A 16,321-nucleotide genomic window follows, 5' to 3' on the forward strand; every position below is an offset into this window, starting at 1 on the left:
GCATTCACTCTCCCACTTTCCCACCTGTGGGGGATGTGGCTGGGAAATACTATCGTAGCTTAGAGGAGCGTCTTTTGTGGCAAGTTTTCCGGGGATCTTGCCAAGCTGGAAGATAGAAGATTTGGAGGAAGAGCAATTGCACTTTATCGACCAAGCCGAAATTGAAGTGCAAGGGGGGAATGGCGGAGATGGCATCGTTGCCTTCCGCCGTGAAAAGTATGTGCCGGCTGGGGGGCCATCCGGCGGCAATGGAGGGCGGGGCGGCTCAGTGATCCTGGTGGCAGATCCTGGCCTGCAAACTCTGTTGGATTTTCGCTTTCAACCGGTGATCAAGGCGGAACACGGGGCCAAAGGGGGGCCCAACCATCGCAGCGGGGCCAGTGGTGCGGATCGGCTGGTGCGGGTGCCCTGCGGTACTGTGGTGTTCAATGCGGAGACGGGGGAATTGTTGGGCGATCTGGTGGGCAAGGGGGATCAATTGCTGGTAGCCCGTGGGGGCAAAGGCGGCTTAGGCAATGCCCATTTTTTGAGCAACCACAATCGCGCCCCCCGCCAATTCACCAAGGGCGAAGCGGGAGAACGGGTGCGCCTACGCCTGGAGCTGAAGTTGATTGCCGAGGTGGGTATTGTCGGCCTGCCCAATGCGGGCAAGTCCACTCTGATTTCGGTGGTCTCCTCTGCCCGGCCCAAGATTGCCGACTACCCCTTCACCACGTTGCAGCCCAATTTGGGGGTGGTGCCCCATCCATCGGGAGATGGGGTGGTGTTTGCCGATATTCCGGGGCTGATCGAGGGGGCGCACTTGGGGGTGGGGCTGGGCCATGAGTTTTTGCGCCATGTGGAGCGTACCAGGGTACTGATTCATTTGGTGGATGGCACGGCGGCGGATCCCGTCAAGGATTACCAGGTTATTCAGCAGGAGCTGCGCGCCTACGGCCACGGGTTAATCGATAAGCCACAAATCCTGGTTTTGAACAAGATCGATGTTCTGGATCCCCAGCAGGTTGCCGAGCGCGCCCAGAGGCTGTCTGCTGCTGCCGGCACTTCGGTGGTGACCATTTCTGCGATTGCCAAGCAGGGGCTGGATGCCCTCTTGCAGCGGGTGTGGCAGTGCCTGGGTCGGGGATCCCAACAGTCTGCGCAGTTGGATCTTGTGGGGGCAAAATCCATCCAGTCCTAGGGCAGAAGAATCTTAGAATGGGAAAGCCCCTGCCTTCCCAGAACCCAGAGACGAGTGGCCATGTATATCTCGGCGGAGGATCTGCCACCGGATTTGCGTCAGATTATGTTGGCCGTTGAACAGGCGGCTCAGGCGAGGGCGGGAGCGTGTGTGGAGCTGCTGATGCTCCTGCGGCTGCTGGAGGAGTTGCACCGCGCGATCCTGGAAGGTGCCTTTCGGGAGTCTTTGCCCAACACCCGTCAAGCTCTGTATCGGGTGCTTCAGGATTTGGAAGAAGCCGGCGACTGGCCCTATCTGCCCCGTCTGCACATCCAAGCCCTGATGCAACAACTGAAGGACTGGCCCGAATCTCAGGGATCCCTGCCCGCGTCGGTGCCACCGACCCCCCGCCCTCTTGTGGAAAACCCCCTGGGGGGTAGCTGCTCCCAGTCTTGACCTCTTCCCATCTGCCCGATGGCCGAGTACTTTAAGCTGCATCCGCAACAGCCCCAGGCCCGTTCCATCCGGCGGATTGCGGCGGCTTTGCGGGAGGGGGCGGTGATGCTTTACCCCACCGATACAGTCTATGCCATTGGCTGCGATGTGACCCACAAACAAGCAGTGGAGCGGGTACGCCGTATCAAGCAGCTCTCCAACGACAAGCCTCTTACCTTTTTGTGCCCTTCTCTCTCACGCATTGCCCACTATGCCCAGGTAACCGATTCGGCCTATCGGCTGATGCGGCGGCTGATCCCGGGCCCGTTTACGTTTCTGTTGCCGGCCACCAAGCTGGTGCCCAAGTTGGTGATGGAGCCCAAACGGAAAACCACCGGCATCCGCGTGCCCGACTCGGCCATTTGTCAGGCTTTGCTGGAAGAGTTGGGCAATCCAATTGTCTCCACCTCTGCCAAGCTGGGGGGGGATCCCGTCGGATCCCTGGGCTTAAGTTTTGGGCAAGCCTGGGAGTGGGAGAGCGACCCCTGGGATGAGGGTGGGATCTTTGCGGCTGAGGAAATGCGGCAGTTGGAAAAACAGGTGGATCTGGTGCTGGATGACGATGCCCCCCGCCGGGCCAAGGTCTCTACGGTAATCGATTTGACCGGATCCGAGCCGCTGGTGGTGCGGGCCGGGCTAGGGTATGAGCAGGTGGCAGATCTGAACCTGAAACTGGTGGGAGAAGACGGTTAAGGGCAGAGGGATCCCGCGTTCTCTAAAATAGGGTCAGTGCCTTCGGAGTGTGCCCATGTCTGAGGCCCTGGCTCAGCAAAAATCGGCTCTGCTGCACCTACTGGAGGCGACCGACCGGGGCCGGAAAGTTTCCCCTGACCAAAAAGCCCAGATTTTGTCTCAAATTGCCGTCCTAGAAGCGCTCAACCCCACCCCCAAGCCAACATCGGCTCCTGAAGGGTTGGAGGGGAACTGGCTCACCCTATTTACCACGAGCACAGCTCTGCTGCGGCTGGCACAGTTGCCTTTTTTGACCACCGGCGAGATCTACCAGTGTATTCGGGCCAAAGCTGGACGGGTCTTCAACGTGGCGGAGATCCAGGGATCCGGCTGGCTGGGGGCTTGGGTGCCACGGGGAATCTTGGCGGTATCGGCACGCTTTTACCCCGAATCGGAGCGCCGGGTGAGGGTGATTTTCGAGCGATTGGTGTTCGGATCCCAAGCTTTGATGAGCTACGAGATCGAGAGTTTTCTCGATTTGCTCGAGCAGGCTCCAGAGCGAATCCCGGCTATTCAAATCGATATCCGCCGCCGCGAGCCAACGGGTTGGCTGGATATCACCTATTTGGATGAAGATTTGCGGATGGGTCGGGGCAGCGAGGGGAGTGTATTTGTTCTAAAGCGGGTCGGCTAGTCGGAGGATCCAGAGGACTCCGTTTCCGCCCTTTCGTGAGATGGGTTTCGGGTTAGGGTGGAGCTTATTTCCTGTAGAACTTGCAAGGCGCGGTAGGACTCCCGCAAAGCTTGCAGCTCTTGCTGAGTTTGCTCCAGTTGCCGGGCTTTTTGCTCCTGTAAGAAGCGCAGCCTTTGATTTTCGGACGCCGTGCGACGCAGAACGTGCTTGAGTTTCTGCTTCTGCTGCTGAAGCCGAGTCCGCCTCACCTCCAACTGCTGCAGTTGGATTTCTTGGAGTTCCAGTTCTATTTTCAGAGTGGCGACCTGCATCTGGAGTTGGCGAAGTTTTTGGTTGAGCTCTGGCTCTGGTGTGGGTTTTGCCGACTCAGGGCTTGGGGAAGAAGGTGATGACAATTCTTGTAGGGGCTGCAACTGTTGGGCCTTGGCCTGCGAGGCTTGATCCTGGTGCTGCTCGCCCTGCAGTCTTACTTGAGTGTGTTCGCTTACTTCGGTTTCAGTTTCCGTCTGCTGCTCAGCTTGATCAAGAATTTGTCGATCGCGGATCTGGGTTTGAGGATCCTCGTCAACCGACTGCAAAGGGAGAGAATCCTCCTCGGGTTGCCGAGGGTTGCCGCCATGATCGGCGGGATCAAAGGGAGACAGAGCCGCTACCAGCGAGGCCCGAAAATCAGTCCAGGAAGCCGATTGCAGACCCATCTGAACCACCCGCCAGGCCCCATAGGAGGCCCCAGCGGCAGCCAGGATCCCAGGGATCCCGGCCAGGGAGAGGGAAACCTTGGGCAGGGTGGGCAGGATCTGATCCAGCAGCCCCACCACCAGGGCGAAAACAAAGATCCCGCTCCCCGCGGCAGCGGCACCTGAAACCCAAGAGGAGCGGGAGAGCATCATCGTTTTTTCGTCATCACAACCGCTGGAGCGGGAAAACCAGGTTCAAAAATTGCCTGTCTGCACTCAGTTTATCCCGCCAGCAGCCTCTGTTTCCCTCTCAGGGCACCTGCCAAGCCCGTTGGTGGTAGCCCTCTAATTGGGCCCAGGGATCCCCAGCCGCTGCGTGGGTGTGGCCGTGCTGAGGGTGATGGTGAGAATGAGGATGGTGATGGGATCCGTGCCCGTGATGGTGGTGATGATGCTCGTGAGGATGGTGATGGGTATGCCCAGCTCTGACCTCTGCGCTCACGGCCAGGCGAAACTTGCACAGGTGGCAGTTCATTTGGGTTTGGCCCTGTAGGGCTTCCTGCTCCAGTTGCTGCAGGCTGTGCAGCACCGTGTCCACAAGGCCCAATTCCGGCAGCATGAGCCAGTCGATTTCCGACTGTCGTTGTCGTTGTTGTTCCACTGCCGCCTCGATTTTTTTCACCAACACCCCCGTAAACAGAAAGTAGGGCAGCACGATCACCCGGCGCGGCTGCCAGGACGAGGCCCGCTCCAACCCCACAGGCAGGCGGGGATGGGTAATGCCGATAAAGCAGGTCTCCACAGCGGCAAACCCGGATCCTTCCCAAAGCAGCCGAGCCAGTTTACAGGCTTCGGCATTGGCCTCAGGATCGCTGGAGCCGCGACCCACAAATAGGAGCACGGTTTCTGCCTCTGGGATCCGCCGCGGTTGGGCGGCCATCAAAGCGGCCAATCGGTCTCGCAGCAGTTGCAGGATCTCGATGCGGATCCCCAGCGGCCCACCGTAACGAATGCGCAACTGGGGATAGAGGGCCTGCAGGCGATCCAATTCCATCGTCACATCGAACTTGTTGTGGCGGGCCCCAAACAACAGCAGCGGCAGGACCACAATCTCTTGCCACCCTTGGGCCAAGCACTGCTCTACCCCCTGGGCAATGGTTGGCTGGGTCAGCTCCAGAAAACAAGGGATCACCGGTCGATGGGGAGTGAGGGATTGGTAGACTTGGGCCAACTCCAGAAAGGCTTGCCGCCCTTCAGGGTCGCGGGATCCGTGGCCGATAAGCAATAGGGGCAATGAAGGAGAAGCAAGCTGCCCAACCGAAAGGGGAGGGGAAACACTGAGGGTATTCAACACAAAAAACTCCGTTCCTTGTGAATCGCAAGGGGTACAGGACAACGGCAGGTGGGTGTTCTGGCTGAGGGAGGGATCCCATCACAGTTGCGTCACAGTGGCGGACTTGCACCGCGCTTTCCCCAGTCTGCCTGAGCCTTTTAGGTTAGCTTGCCTCTTGCCATTCACCAAGCTCCCGGGGGGGATGTTCTTGTCTGCCAGAAGATAGCCCTGAGGCATGAGCGGTACGGCAGACTCATGCTCAAAGGGCAGCAAAACTGTTGCCGCGCTAATCCCCCTTGCCCCTGGGAGAGGGCCTAACGCCGGCCCGCTGGTCTGGGGGGCTGAAAGTGTCGCAGGCGCAGGGCATTGGCGACCACCGAAATGGAACTCAGGGCCATGGCTGCCCCCGCCAGCATAGGGTTGAGCAACCAGCCTGTAAAGGGATAGAGCGCCCCAGCGGCAATCGGGATCCCCAGCGTATTGTAGATAAAGGCGAAGAAGAGGTTCTGGCGGATGTTGTTGAGGGTGGCCCGGCTGAGTTGAATGGCAGTGGCGACTCCCCGCAGATCCCCCGACATGAGGGTAATATCGCTGGCGGCCATCGCCACATCCGTACCTGTACCAATGGCGATCCCCACATCGGCTTCTGCCAGAGCCGGAGCATCGTTAATGCCATCTCCCACCATCGCCACCCGCCGTCGCGGTTGTCTTAGGCTGCGTATGTAAGCTGCCTTCTGATCCGGACGGACTTGGGCAATTACCCGCTGAATGCCTGCTTGCCGAGCAACCGCTTGGGCCGTGGTGGGGTTATCCCCGGTCAGCAGGATCACCTCTAGGCCCATCTGTTGCAGGTGTTGCACTGCCTCAGGAGAGGTGGGTTTGAGCGGATCGGCAATGGCCAACAGCCCCACCAGACTCTGGGATTGCGCTACGCCAATCACCGTTTTGCCCTGGCTTTCCCAATTCTGAACCCGCTCTGACCAAGAGGGATCCCAAGGGATCCCCATCTCCTGTAGCCAGCTCAGCCGACCGATGCGGATCCACTGGTCTTCCACCCAGGCTTCTGCCCCACTGCCTATCCTTGCCTGAAAATGCTGGGCAGGAGGGATGGCAATTTTTTCCGCTTCGGCTTTCTGCACCACCGCCTGGGCCAAAGGATGTTCCGAGTGCCGCTCCACCGCCGCTGCCAGGCGCAACACCGCCAGGGGAGAGGAGCCGTGGGCCCAAATATCGGTGACAGTGGGACGACCTTCAGTCAGGGTGCCGGTTTTGTCCAAGACCACCGTGCGCAAGTGGTGGGCCAATTCCAGGCTGTCGGCACTTTTCACCAGGATCCCCAATTCTGCCCCTCGTCCCGTGGCCACCAGGATCGAGGTGGGGGTTGCCAACCCCAGCGCACAAGGGCAGGCGATGATCAGCACCCCAATCGTGTTCACCAAGGCCAGCGTCAGGTTGTCCGCCAACACCCACCAGAGCACGAAAGTTAGAACTGCCACCCCGATCACTGCCGGCACAAACCAGGCAGTCACCCGATCCGCCACCTGTTGAATTGGGGCTTTGGATCCCTGGGCTTCCTGCACCAGGCGCACGATCTGGGCCAGAACCGTGTCTTTGCCCACCCGCCGCGCCTCCATCACAAAGCTGCCCGTCTGATTCAGCGTTGCCCCAATCACCTCATCCCCCGCCGACTTGAGTACAGGCAGGCTCTCGCCGGTCACCATGGACTCGTCGAGGCTGGAGGATCCCTCTAGAATGACCCCATCCACCGGCACCTTCTCTCCGGGGCGCACCCGGATCCAATCCCCCACCTGCACCTCCCGAATGGGGACATCCTGCTCCACCCCATGGCGAATTACCCTTGCCGTTTTCGGTTGCAGCCCGATCAGCTTGCGAATGGCTTCGGAGGTTTGCCCCTTAGCCCGTTGCTCCATCCACTTACCCACCAGGATCAAGGTGGTGACCACCGCCGACACTTCGTAATACACATCGGGATGCAGTCCCTGCCGATGGAAAGAGTCGGGGAAAACCGTTGGGAAAATGGAATAGAAGAAAGCCGCGCTCGTCCCTAAGGCCACCAGCGTGTTCATATCCGCCGAGCGCCGTTGCCAAGCGGCCCAAGCGCCTCGATAAAAATGCTTGCCCACCCAAAACTGCACCGGAGCCGTCAGCAGCAACTGCAACCCAGGATTGTGCAGCCACATGGGAAAGCCCGGGATGTCCATCCCCAGCATCATCGGCAGGGATCCGATCACCAGCACCGTGCTGATGCCCACCCCCATCGCCACCTTCAGCTTCAATTCCCGTTCTGCGGCCCGTTGGGCGATCCGCTCTGGGTCTGTCGGATCGTCCAGTTGCCAATCCTCTTGGATGAGGCGCGCCCGATACCCCACCCGCTCCACCGCCCGAATCAACGCCTGCGGATCCACCAGCCTGGGATCCCCTTTAACGGTGGCCTGCTCGCTGGCAAAATTCACGGATCCGGAGGATACTCCCTGCACCTGAGCGAGGGCCTGTTCGATGCTGCGGGCGCAGGAAGCACAGCTCATCCCTTGCAGGGCCAACTGCCAAGTGCCCTCAGGAGAAGGCGCAGAGGCCGATAGTGCAGCCGATGACCCTTTATGGGCAGACATGGCAACACCTTGTTGATGAAACGACAGCTACTCTCCACCCTGGGCAGGGCGAAGGCAGCCATCTGTACAGGAATTCAAAACAGACGCCCGACCGTTCCCGGCCCAAAATTGACTAGGCCGGGGGATATCCCACCTGGGTGAGGGCCTGCCGCAAATCGCTCACAGACCGCCCAGAAGTAATCCGCACCTGTTTGGTTTTGGGATCCCCTTCCACCTGCGCCTGGGGATCCAGTTGCCGCACCGCTTGCGCAATGGTGTCTATACAGGCCCCACAGGCCAGCTTGGGCACCGTCAAAACAACCTGCATCTTGGAAAACCCCCCCAATGCCACTGAAAGGATGCTAAACCTTACAGTGGGCTGGAAGGTCAAGAGGGAGGCTGAGGCTCGTCCATATTCCAGCGGTAGTCCACCTGATAGCCCCGCTGTCGCCACTCTTCCTCCAGTTGCACCTGTTGGGTGAGGGCTTTGCGCAGGGAGTTGATCAGCTCTTGCGTGCGGCCTCGGTTGCCAAAATCCTGTTCCTCTACTGCCGGAAAGGTTTGCCGCTCCAACACCCGCAGCAGAAATTCGTAGTGGATATGAGCCGGCACAGGAATACGTTTCATCGATCCAAGCAATCCTTAGAGATCAATTGTTCTCGCAGAGATCCATTGATAAATGGTTTTCATTCACTGAGATGACAACAGGTGGCGCACAGCTTGGCCGGGATCCGGCTGGGTCACCAGCGCTTCCCCCACCAGCACAGAGCGCACCCCCCAGGCCCGCAACTGCTGCAGATCGGCGGGGGTATGGATGCCGGACTCGCTGACCACAGGCAGATCGCCGAGGAGATCCGAGTGGGCGGCCAACAGGTCGCGCGTTGTGTTTAAGTCCACCGTAAAGGTTCTCAGATCGCGATTGTTGATGCCAATGAGCACCTGCCCCCTGGAGTCTTGCAGTTGGGGCAAACGCAGCACCCGCTGCAACTCTTGGGAAGTGTGCACCTCCAGCAGAGCTGCCATGCCCAATTGCCGAACCAGCTTGAGAAAATAGCCCAAATCCGCATCCGAGAGAATGGCGGCAATCAGCAGCACCGCATCCGCCCCCAAGGCGCGGGCCCAGAGGATTTGGTAGGGGTAGAGGATGAACTCCTTGCAGAGGATGGGGATCCCTACTGCCTGACGGATCCGGCGCAGATACTCGCCGCTGCCCTGAAAGAACCGCTCATCTGTGAGCACCGAGAGGCAACTGGCCCCACCGGCTTCATAGCTCTGGGCAATGGCTACCGGGTCAAAGGGATCCCGGAGAACGCCGCGGCTGGGGGAGGCTTTTTTGACCTCGGCAATCACAGAGATAGGGTGAGGAGACTGGGTAAGAGCCGCCACAAAATCCCGCACCGGCGGGGCTTGATCCAGTTGCCGTTGCAATTGCTTCAGGGGAAGCTGCTCCCGTTGGCGCTCCACCTCCTGTTCTTTGTGCCAGACGATCTCTTCCAAAATGTGGCGCGGCTTGGCTTCCGGCGCTGTTGTCTGGTACACCTGAGAGGCTACGACCACCGGCGAGGCAGGAGAACGCCGACGAATAGAAAGCGGCTCACCTTGCAGCTCCATACAAACCCTGAGCAGAACCCTACACCACACCCTAGACTACCTTAGTGCTCCGCCACCGGTTTGAATAGCTACCCCAGGCATCCCCAAAACTCATCTGGCGAAGGCGTTTTTTTTACCCTATGGTTGAGTCTAGAAAGGTGGTGTAGTCTTTGTGCGCCTCGGCGAGCCATGTTCTGGCGGCCGTCCATTTTTCCCCGGCCAGGGGCAGTGGCTCGGTGGGGTTAAGGCTGGTGCTGTCCATGCTGTTTTAGAGGAGTTCAGGCGTGCTGTACCTAGCAGAGCTATCCAAGCCGATTGGGTTTGCTAAGTCGTCTCTGCAATTGCTGGCCAAGCAGCAGCAGGACAATACCTGGGTGGCCGTGAACGAAGAATCCATTACCTTGGAAGGCCGCATCGCCCAGGAGGCTGGGCGCTTCAAGGATGGGTCATTGGTGCTGGCGGAAATCTCCGGCAACCGTCAGGTCGCCCGCATCAGCGAAGCCGCTCGCCAACTGGTGACCTATCTGCAAAACTTCAGCCAACTTCAGCTCAGAGCCCGCAGCCAGGAAGAGGAGATCGAGGTTTGGAAACAGTCCCTCACCTTTCAGGCGCATGAGCTTACCCGCCGCGAGATGGAGCTAGCAGCCCAGGAAGAAGAGGTGCAGCGGCTGTATGAGCAATACAAGAGTGTGGAGGAAGATCGCAAACTTCTGGACAGCCTCAAAGAGGAACTGGCAGCCCAGCAAGCTTACTTGGCTGAACAACAGCGCCTGATCGGAGAACAACGGGAAGCTCTGAATCGGCAGCGGCAAGAGTTGGAAGCCCAGTTGCAAGAAGCTCGCTCCAGCCGCTTGGGGGAGGCAGAAGCAGCGCAGCTACAGGCTTTGATGCAACAGCTCCAGGAGAGTCTGCATCCGGCTGGAGATCCCTTGGCGCTTCTGCAAAGCTTGAAAAGCCACATTCAGCAGCAGCAGGAGCACTTGAATCAACAGATTGCCCAACTGGAAGCAGAACGTCAGCAGGCCCAGGCCCGGCAAGACGAGCTGGATCGAGACTACCGCGCTTGGCAAGAACGCCACACCGCTTGGTGGGGATCCCGACAATCCCTGGAGCAAAGCCAAGCAGAGTGGCAAACTCGACAGGGATCCCTGCGAGCCCATCAAGAGCACCTGCAGAGGATTCTCCAGCAGCTGCAATCTCAAGAGAGCCTATACCAGAAAGCCTCTCGTCTGGTGCAGGAGTACGACTTTATCGTCGATGGCAGCAGCAACGGCAGGGCTGGGGAGCCGGCGATCTCGGTCGAGGAGCTGGCGGCTTTGGTCAGCCAACTGCGCCGGGATTACGAGCAGCGGGCGGCCCAGGTCAGCCAGCAGCGGGCCGAGCTGGAGCAAAACCGGCAAACCCTGCGGGAGCTGCAAGAGCGGCTGGCCAGCGCCTCTCCAGAGGAGCGGTTTGACATCGAGATGGATATCGACTATGCCCAGTCTGCCTGCAGTGCTTTGGAAGAAGCCCTGCTGCCTCAGGAAAAAAACCTGCAGCGAGAGTATGAAGAGTTGACCCGCCAGGAAGCCCGCCTTAGACAGCTGCAAAATCAAGCTGCTGCCCCGGTTCAGGTCGATATTGGGCCGCTTCTGGAACAGATCGGCAGCCAGAAGCAGGATCTTCTCCAAGAAAAAGGTCGTCTGCAAACCCTCATTCAACAACTGGAATCGTCCTTGCCTTCTCAGCAGGAGCAGCTCGCCCGCCAACGGCAGGAATTGGAGCAGCAGTGGCAACACCTGGAGCAAGAGGAGGGATCCCTGCGGGCGCGCGCCCAGGCCATGGCAGAAACCTGGGGTCGCCTCAATCACCTGCAGGCCACCCTCTACCCAGAGCGGGATCGGTGGGCAGCGTTGGCGGGAGAATTGGCGCAGTTGGAGACGGAGCTGAGCCAACACCAAGCCAGAAACTCCACCGCACGCGACCACGTCCAACAGGTACACTTTCTCCTGGCTACCCTCGCGCAGGCGTGAGGGAGTTCAAGTTTCCTGTGGGGGGTGGGGAGAACCGGCGCAAGCGGAACTGCGGCCTTAATTGAGGAAAACAAATCTGGTAAAATTCGCTAGCACCCTGCAGCCACTGGGGCTCCCAATTCTCGGGCGAGGGGACTGCAGAGGTTAGTGCGTTTTGCCCCGCTTCTTGCTTGCAGTTGCCAAGGATATTCCAGTGTGAGGTCAGCTTGTGCGAATTGCGGTCGATGCGATGGGGGGTGACTACGCTCCCGAAGAGATCATCAAGGGCGCCCTGCTGGCCCATCGGCAGCTCCGGGTCGGGATTGCACTAGTCGGTCGTCCAGATTCCCTCAAGCCCTTTCTGCCCCAACCCTTGCCTGCTGGGATCACCATTGTGCCTGCCGAAGAGGATGTGGGCATGGCGGAAGAGCCGCTGATGGTGCGCAAAAAGCCCAAAGCCTCCATCAACATCTCGATGCAACAGGTGCGCTCCAACCAAGCGGATGCCGTGGTGGCCGCCGGGAATACCGGAGCAGCGATGGCTGCGGCCTACCTGAATTTGGGCCGGCTGGCAGGGATCGATCGCCCGGCCATTGGCGCTCTTTTGCCCACTTTGAAAGGCAAGCCGGTGCTGCTGCTGGATGTGGGGGCCAATGTGGATTGCCGGCCCCGCTTTTTGGAGCAGTTTGCCCGCATGGGATCCCTCTACTGCCAGTGTGTACTGGGGGTCGGGCGTCCGCGGGTGGGCCTGCTCAACATCGGCGAGGAGCCCAACAAGGGCAATGATTTGGCTCTGGCCACCCACCAGCGTCTGGCCCAGTTGCCAGGGATCCATTTCGCCGGCAATGCCGAGGGGCGGGATGTGCTGACCGGGGAGTTTGATGTGGTGGTGTGCGACGGCTTTGTGGGCAATGCCCTCCTCAAGTTTGCCGAGAGCGTCGGACAGGTGATCACCCAGGTGCTGCGGGAGGAGCTGCCCCGCGGCTGGCGCGGCAAGTTGGGCTGCTGGCTGCTCCGGCCCAACCTCAAGCAGGTAAAGCGGCGCATGGACTACGTGGAGTATGGCGGTGCTTTGCTGCTCGGCGTCAACGGCATCTGCGTGATTACCCACGGCAGCTCCAAGGCGCCGATGGTCTACCACGCCATTCGCCTGGCCAAAGAGGCGGCAGAACAGAAAATCCTACAGCGGCTGCAGGCGGAAATGGTTGACCCTCGCGAACCTGAATCCAACCCCAGGCGGCGCACCCGGCCCCTTCAGGTCTACTCTGGCTCTGGCCCGGAAGTGTTGCCGTTGGGATCCCTGGAAAGGACTTCCTCCCGCTGTCCCGAACCCGTGGAAGATGCCCAGCCATAGCCTCCCGACCGTGCGGCTGGTGGGGGCAGGGGCTGCCCTGCCGGATCCCTGCCTGAGCAACGACGATCTCGGCCAGATCGTCGAAACTTCCGACGAATGGATCTGGCCCCGCACCGGCATTCGTCAGCGGCGCATTCTGCCCCCTGAGCTGAGCTTGGTGGATTTGGCGGTCCAGGCAGCCAAGGCCGCTTTGGCTCAGGCCGGGATCTTGCCTCAAGACCTGGATTTGATCCTGCTGGCCACTTCCACCGGTGTCGATCGGTTTGGCTCGGCCCCTCAGGTGCAGGCAGCTCTGGGAGCAACGCGGGCGGTGGCTTTTGATCTGACGGCAGCCTGCACAGGCTTTGTCTTTGCGGTGGCCACGGCAGCACAGTTTTTGCAAACCGGGCTGTATCGGCGGGCCTTGGTGGTGGCGGCGGATGTGCTCTCCCGCACGGTGGACTGGGCGGATCGCACCACCTGTGTCTTGTTTGGAGATGGGGCCGGGGCGGTGGTTCTGGAGGCGGGGGAAACCGGCGGGATCCTCAGCATTGAGCTGCGCAGCGATGGCAGTGGCAGCCAGCTGCTCAGCTTGTCCATGGCTACAGAGGCCAAGCCCCTGGTGGGATCCCTGCAGGTGGGGCAGTATCGCTGCTGCCCCATCACCATGAATGGCCGCGAGGTGTACAAGTTTGCCGTCCAGGCGGTGCCGGAGATCATCGAGAAGGCTCTCTTCCGGGCCGGGATCCCGGCGGAAGCAGTACAGGGATATTTTATTCATCAGGCCAACCAGCGCATTCTCGATGCGGTAGCCAAGCGCCTGCAGCTGGATCCGCAGCGGGTGGCCAGCGTCCTAGAGTATTACGGCAACACCTCGGGCGCTTCGGTGCCAATTGCCTTGGCCACTTGGATTGAGCAGGGACGCTTTGGCGCCGGCGATCTGGGGGTAATGGCAGGCTTTGGTGCCGGCCTCACCTGGGGGGCGATTGTGTTTCGTTGGGGGAAATGAATTGATGACTGTTGCCTGGATCTATCCCGGCCAGGGATCCCAAGCGGTAGGCATGGGAAGGGACTTGCGGAACTGGCAGGGAGCAGGCCAGAAGTTGGCTTTGGCCCGCCAGATGCTGGGATGGGATCCCTTAGCTCTGTCGGAAGACCAGATCCACCAGACCGGCTACACGCAACCGGCTTTGTTCACCGTATCGGCCCTGTTGACGGACTATCTCTACGCCCAGGGACAGGCTCCTGCCTGCACTGCTGGCCACAGTCTGGGCGAATACAGCGCCCTCTACGCTGCCGGCGTGTTTGATTTCGAAACCGGCCTACGGCTGGTGGCGCTGCGGGGCCAACTGATGGAAGCCGCAGGGGATCCCCCGGGCAGCATGGCGGCAGTGATGGGGTTTGACCGCGACAAGCTGGAGCACCTGTGCCAGATGATCCCCGATGTCACCCTTGCCAACGACAACAGCCCGGATCAGGTGGTGATCAGCGGCTCAGTGGAGGGGGTGCAAGCCGTCTGTGAGCAGTTGCAGGCCAAGCGCACCGTTCCCCTCAAGGTAAGTGGTGCCTTTCACTCGCCCTTTATGCAGGCTGCTGCCGAGGAGTTTGCCCACACCTTGCGCGCTGTTGACTTTCAGCCGCCGCGAGTGCCCGTCTACAGCAACTGCACTGCCACCGCCAGCCGGGATCCGCAAGCCCTTAAGCAGGCGCTGCTGGCCCAGATGACTGCCCCTGTCCGCTGGCGAGAAACCGTGTTGCAGATGGCCGCCGACGGCATCCAAGAGGTGTGGGAAATCGGCCCCGGAAATGTTCTGACGGGCTTGGTGAGGCGAACGGTGCCGACCCTGACGCGGTGCAATTTCAGCAACCTCAGCAGCTAGGGGATCTGCTATGGAGCATGACTCTAGTCAATAATAAGCTCAACTATACTGAAAATAATGTATAATATGTTCAGTACGGATTACTACCAGTTGATCTTTCTGTTTACTTTCGAGTCTGCCAACATGGTAGCCAAAGCAAAGCAGAAAATTGGTAGTAAGACGACACGGAAACTGCGCTTTGGGTATTCTACTCAAAGCTTTGCGGGATACCGCCATTCTGTTTGGACTCCGTCCCGCTAACGCGAATGGAAACAAACAGAATGCTATCGCTGCATAGTTGAACAGTGATGTTCAGCAGTGTTCAGCGTAAATGTATCAGCTCCGCTAACGCGACCAGGATCCCTCCAAGTGGGATCCAACCGGCAAGCGACCCTGGGCCGGGATCTGTCCCAACAACACCTGCAGCAACGCCTGTAGAGAGACGGGGGTAGTGCCGTAGCAGGCCAAATAGACCGGGATCTGGGGCAGGGCAAAGGCGTCGTAGGGGGATCCCAAGGCCAACCCAATCACCTTTTCCGGCGGAAGGGATCCCAGTAAGTCCGCCAGCAACTCCTTCTGAAGCGGGTAACGAAACAGATCAAGGGATCCCACCAGCACTTGGTCAGCTCTTGACGCCCCTTGCAGGGTTGTTTGCAAATCCTCAGGGGTAGGCTCTGGGCTGATCTTGAGAACCTGAGCACCGGGCCAGACATTTTGGAAAAGATCCCCCAGAAGAGGCACAGGGGTGATAAGCAGCGGGTCAGGGGCCAAGGGAGGCAGGGATCCCCGTACTAGGGTGATGCTGTCTTGGGCGATTTGGCGGGCCAGTGCCCGGTGGTTTTCCAAGCCGGCAGGGGGGAAAGGGGAGCAGGGGGATCCCAATCCGTAGCGCCGCTTCAAGGTCAAAATTCGCTCCACTGACCGATCCAACTGCTCAACCGACAAACGACCGGCACGGAACTCCCGCAGCAGATGGGCATAGGCTTCTTTTTGGATGGCCGGGCTAAAGCCGGGATCTGCCCCAAACACCAGCACATCGGCTCCTGCCCTAAAGGCCAGTTCTGCCGCTTCGGGAATGCCGTAGGTGCGGGCAATGGCCCCCATGGTCAGGGAATCCGTCAGGACAAGACCCTTGAAACCCAGCTTCTGCCGCAGCCAGCCGGACACCACCTCAGGGGCCAGCGTTGCCGGTTGCAAGGACTTCGTCCCGCTGTCGCCGACGGATCCCAGAGCCGGCATCACCACATGCGCCGTCATCACCGCCTCTGCCCCTGCCTGGATCAAAGCCTGAAACGGGCGCAATTCCGTGGTTTGTAGCGCCTCCAGGGGACGATCCACCCGCGGCAACCCCAGGTGGGAATCCATATCGGTGTCCCCATGACCGGGAAAATGTTTGGGCGTGCAGAGGATCCCGGCTTGCCGATAGCCGCGCCACAGGGCGAGGCCGTAATCTGTCACCTGTTTCGGGTCTGACCCAAAGGCTCGGATGCCGATGATGGGGTTGTGGGGGTTGCTGTTCACGTCCACAACAGGGGCGAAGTTGAGGTTAAACCCCAAACTTTTCAGCTCCGTTCCCACCGCACGGGCCATAGCTTCCGCCTTTGCCAGGGATCCCGCTGCTGCCACTGCCATGGCGCTGGGGAACACCGTCACCCCCTCGGTAAGGCGCACCACCGGCCCCCCCTCTTGATCAATGGCTATCCACAGGGGGACAAGGGCTTGTGCCTGAGCCGCGGCAATGAGCTGGGCCACCTGAGGCAACGTTTGAATGTTGCCGGCAATCGAATAGAAGATCAGCCCGCCCACGTGGTAGTCCCGGATCATCTCCTCGAGAGCGGAGGAAAACTCAGCTCCCTCAAAATAAACCAGAAACAGTTGCCCCACTTTCTCCTCAAGGCTCCAAGCCCTG

Annotated in this window: 15 protein-coding genes and 1 riboswitch; of the genes, 8 read left to right on the forward strand and 7 right to left on the reverse strand. The window is 59.9% G+C overall.

The window, feature by feature from the left end; translation table 11 throughout:
* Positions 1–136 precede the first annotated feature (136 nt).
* From obgE to ACVWXF_RS02890, 4 genes are read left to right on the forward strand one after another with little or no spacing between them, the layout of a single operon-like run.
* Complete coding sequence (gene obgE, locus ACVWXF_RS02875) at positions 137–1,180, forward strand: GTPase ObgE (protein WP_457473617.1); 1,044 nt, start codon at positions 137–139, stop codon at positions 1,178–1,180.
* A gap of 60 nt (positions 1,181–1,240) precedes the next feature.
* Positions 1,241–1,615, forward strand: a complete 375-nt coding sequence (locus ACVWXF_RS02880) for a hypothetical protein (RefSeq protein WP_457406063.1) — start codon at positions 1,241–1,243, stop codon at positions 1,613–1,615.
* Between the two features lie 18 nt (positions 1,616–1,633).
* On the forward strand, positions 1,634–2,347 hold the full coding sequence (locus ACVWXF_RS02885; RefSeq protein WP_457473574.1) for an L-threonylcarbamoyladenylate synthase: 714 nt from the start codon (positions 1,634–1,636) through the stop codon (positions 2,345–2,347).
* 55 nt (positions 2,348–2,402) lie between these two features.
* Entirely contained in the window at positions 2,403–3,020 is a 618-nt protein-coding gene (locus tag ACVWXF_RS02890) for a PAP/fibrillin family protein (protein ID WP_457473575.1), read from the forward strand.
* On the opposite strand, the gene ACVWXF_RS02895 is transcribed toward ACVWXF_RS02890, so the two are convergent.
* From ACVWXF_RS02895 to trpC, 6 genes are all read right to left on the reverse strand, one after another.
* A complete protein-coding gene (locus ACVWXF_RS02895; RefSeq protein WP_457473576.1) occupies positions 3,017–3,910 on the reverse strand; it encodes a hypothetical protein in 894 nt (297 codons plus the stop codon). The genes ACVWXF_RS02890 and ACVWXF_RS02895 overlap by 4 nt on opposite strands.
* Positions 3,911–4,007: 97 nt before the next feature.
* Positions 4,008–5,051, reverse strand: coding sequence for a sirohydrochlorin chelatase (locus tag ACVWXF_RS02900; protein WP_457473577.1), 1,044 nt, complete (start codon positions 5,049–5,051; stop codon positions 4,008–4,010).
* 30 nt (positions 5,052–5,081) lie between these two features.
* Positions 5,082–5,217, reverse strand: a riboswitch (cobalamin riboswitch).
* 127 nt (positions 5,218–5,344) lie between these two features.
* Entirely contained in the window at positions 5,345–7,660 is a 2,316-nt protein-coding gene (locus tag ACVWXF_RS02905; RefSeq protein WP_457473578.1) for a heavy metal translocating P-type ATPase, read from the reverse strand.
* Positions 7,661–7,772: 112 nt separating this feature from the next.
* Positions 7,773–7,967 carry a cation transporter gene (locus ACVWXF_RS02910; protein WP_414521922.1) on the reverse strand — a complete coding sequence of 65 codons (195 nt, stop codon included), beginning with the start codon at positions 7,965–7,967 and terminating at the stop codon, positions 7,773–7,775.
* 59 nt (positions 7,968–8,026) lie between these two features.
* The gene (locus ACVWXF_RS02915; RefSeq protein WP_041436722.1) at positions 8,027–8,266 is read right to left on the reverse strand and encodes a DUF5340 domain-containing protein; all 240 of its coding nucleotides are present in this window, start codon (positions 8,264–8,266) and stop codon (positions 8,027–8,029) included.
* Positions 8,267–8,329: 63 nt separating this feature from the next.
* A complete protein-coding gene (gene trpC, locus ACVWXF_RS02920; RefSeq protein ID WP_457473579.1) occupies positions 8,330–9,250 on the reverse strand; it encodes an indole-3-glycerol phosphate synthase TrpC in 921 nt (306 codons plus the stop codon).
* A 263-nt stretch (positions 9,251–9,513) separates the two neighbouring features.
* Between trpC and hmpF the strand changes: the two genes are divergently transcribed.
* From hmpF to fabD, 4 genes are all read left to right on the forward strand, one after another.
* Positions 9,514–11,241, forward strand: a complete 1,728-nt coding sequence (hmpF, locus tag ACVWXF_RS02925) for a pilus motility taxis protein HmpF (RefSeq protein WP_457473580.1) — start codon at positions 9,514–9,516, stop codon at positions 11,239–11,241.
* A gap of 208 nt (positions 11,242–11,449) precedes the next feature.
* Positions 11,450–12,574: a phosphate acyltransferase PlsX gene (plsX, locus tag ACVWXF_RS02930; RefSeq protein WP_457473581.1), complete on the forward strand. Its 1,125-nt coding sequence runs from the start codon at positions 11,450–11,452 to the stop codon at positions 12,572–12,574.
* Positions 12,561–13,562, forward strand: a complete 1,002-nt coding sequence (locus ACVWXF_RS02935) for a beta-ketoacyl-ACP synthase III (RefSeq protein ID WP_457473582.1) — start codon at positions 12,561–12,563, stop codon at positions 13,560–13,562. The genes plsX and ACVWXF_RS02935 overlap by 14 nt, the downstream gene beginning before the upstream one ends.
* Positions 13,563–13,566: 4 nt before the next feature.
* Entirely contained in the window at positions 13,567–14,433 is an 867-nt protein-coding gene (gene fabD / locus ACVWXF_RS02940; protein ID WP_414342607.1) for an ACP S-malonyltransferase, read from the forward strand.
* Positions 14,434–14,757: 324 nt separating this feature from the next.
* Here the strand turns inward: fabD and ACVWXF_RS02945 are convergent, their stop codons facing one another.
* Positions 14,758–16,296, reverse strand: coding sequence for a glycoside hydrolase family 3 protein (locus tag ACVWXF_RS02945; RefSeq protein WP_457473583.1), 1,539 nt, complete (start codon positions 16,294–16,296; stop codon positions 14,758–14,760).
* Between the last annotated feature and the right edge of the window lie 25 nt (positions 16,297–16,321).

The sequence above is a fragment of the Thermostichus sp. MS-CIW-40 genome, from assembly GCF_054058315.1.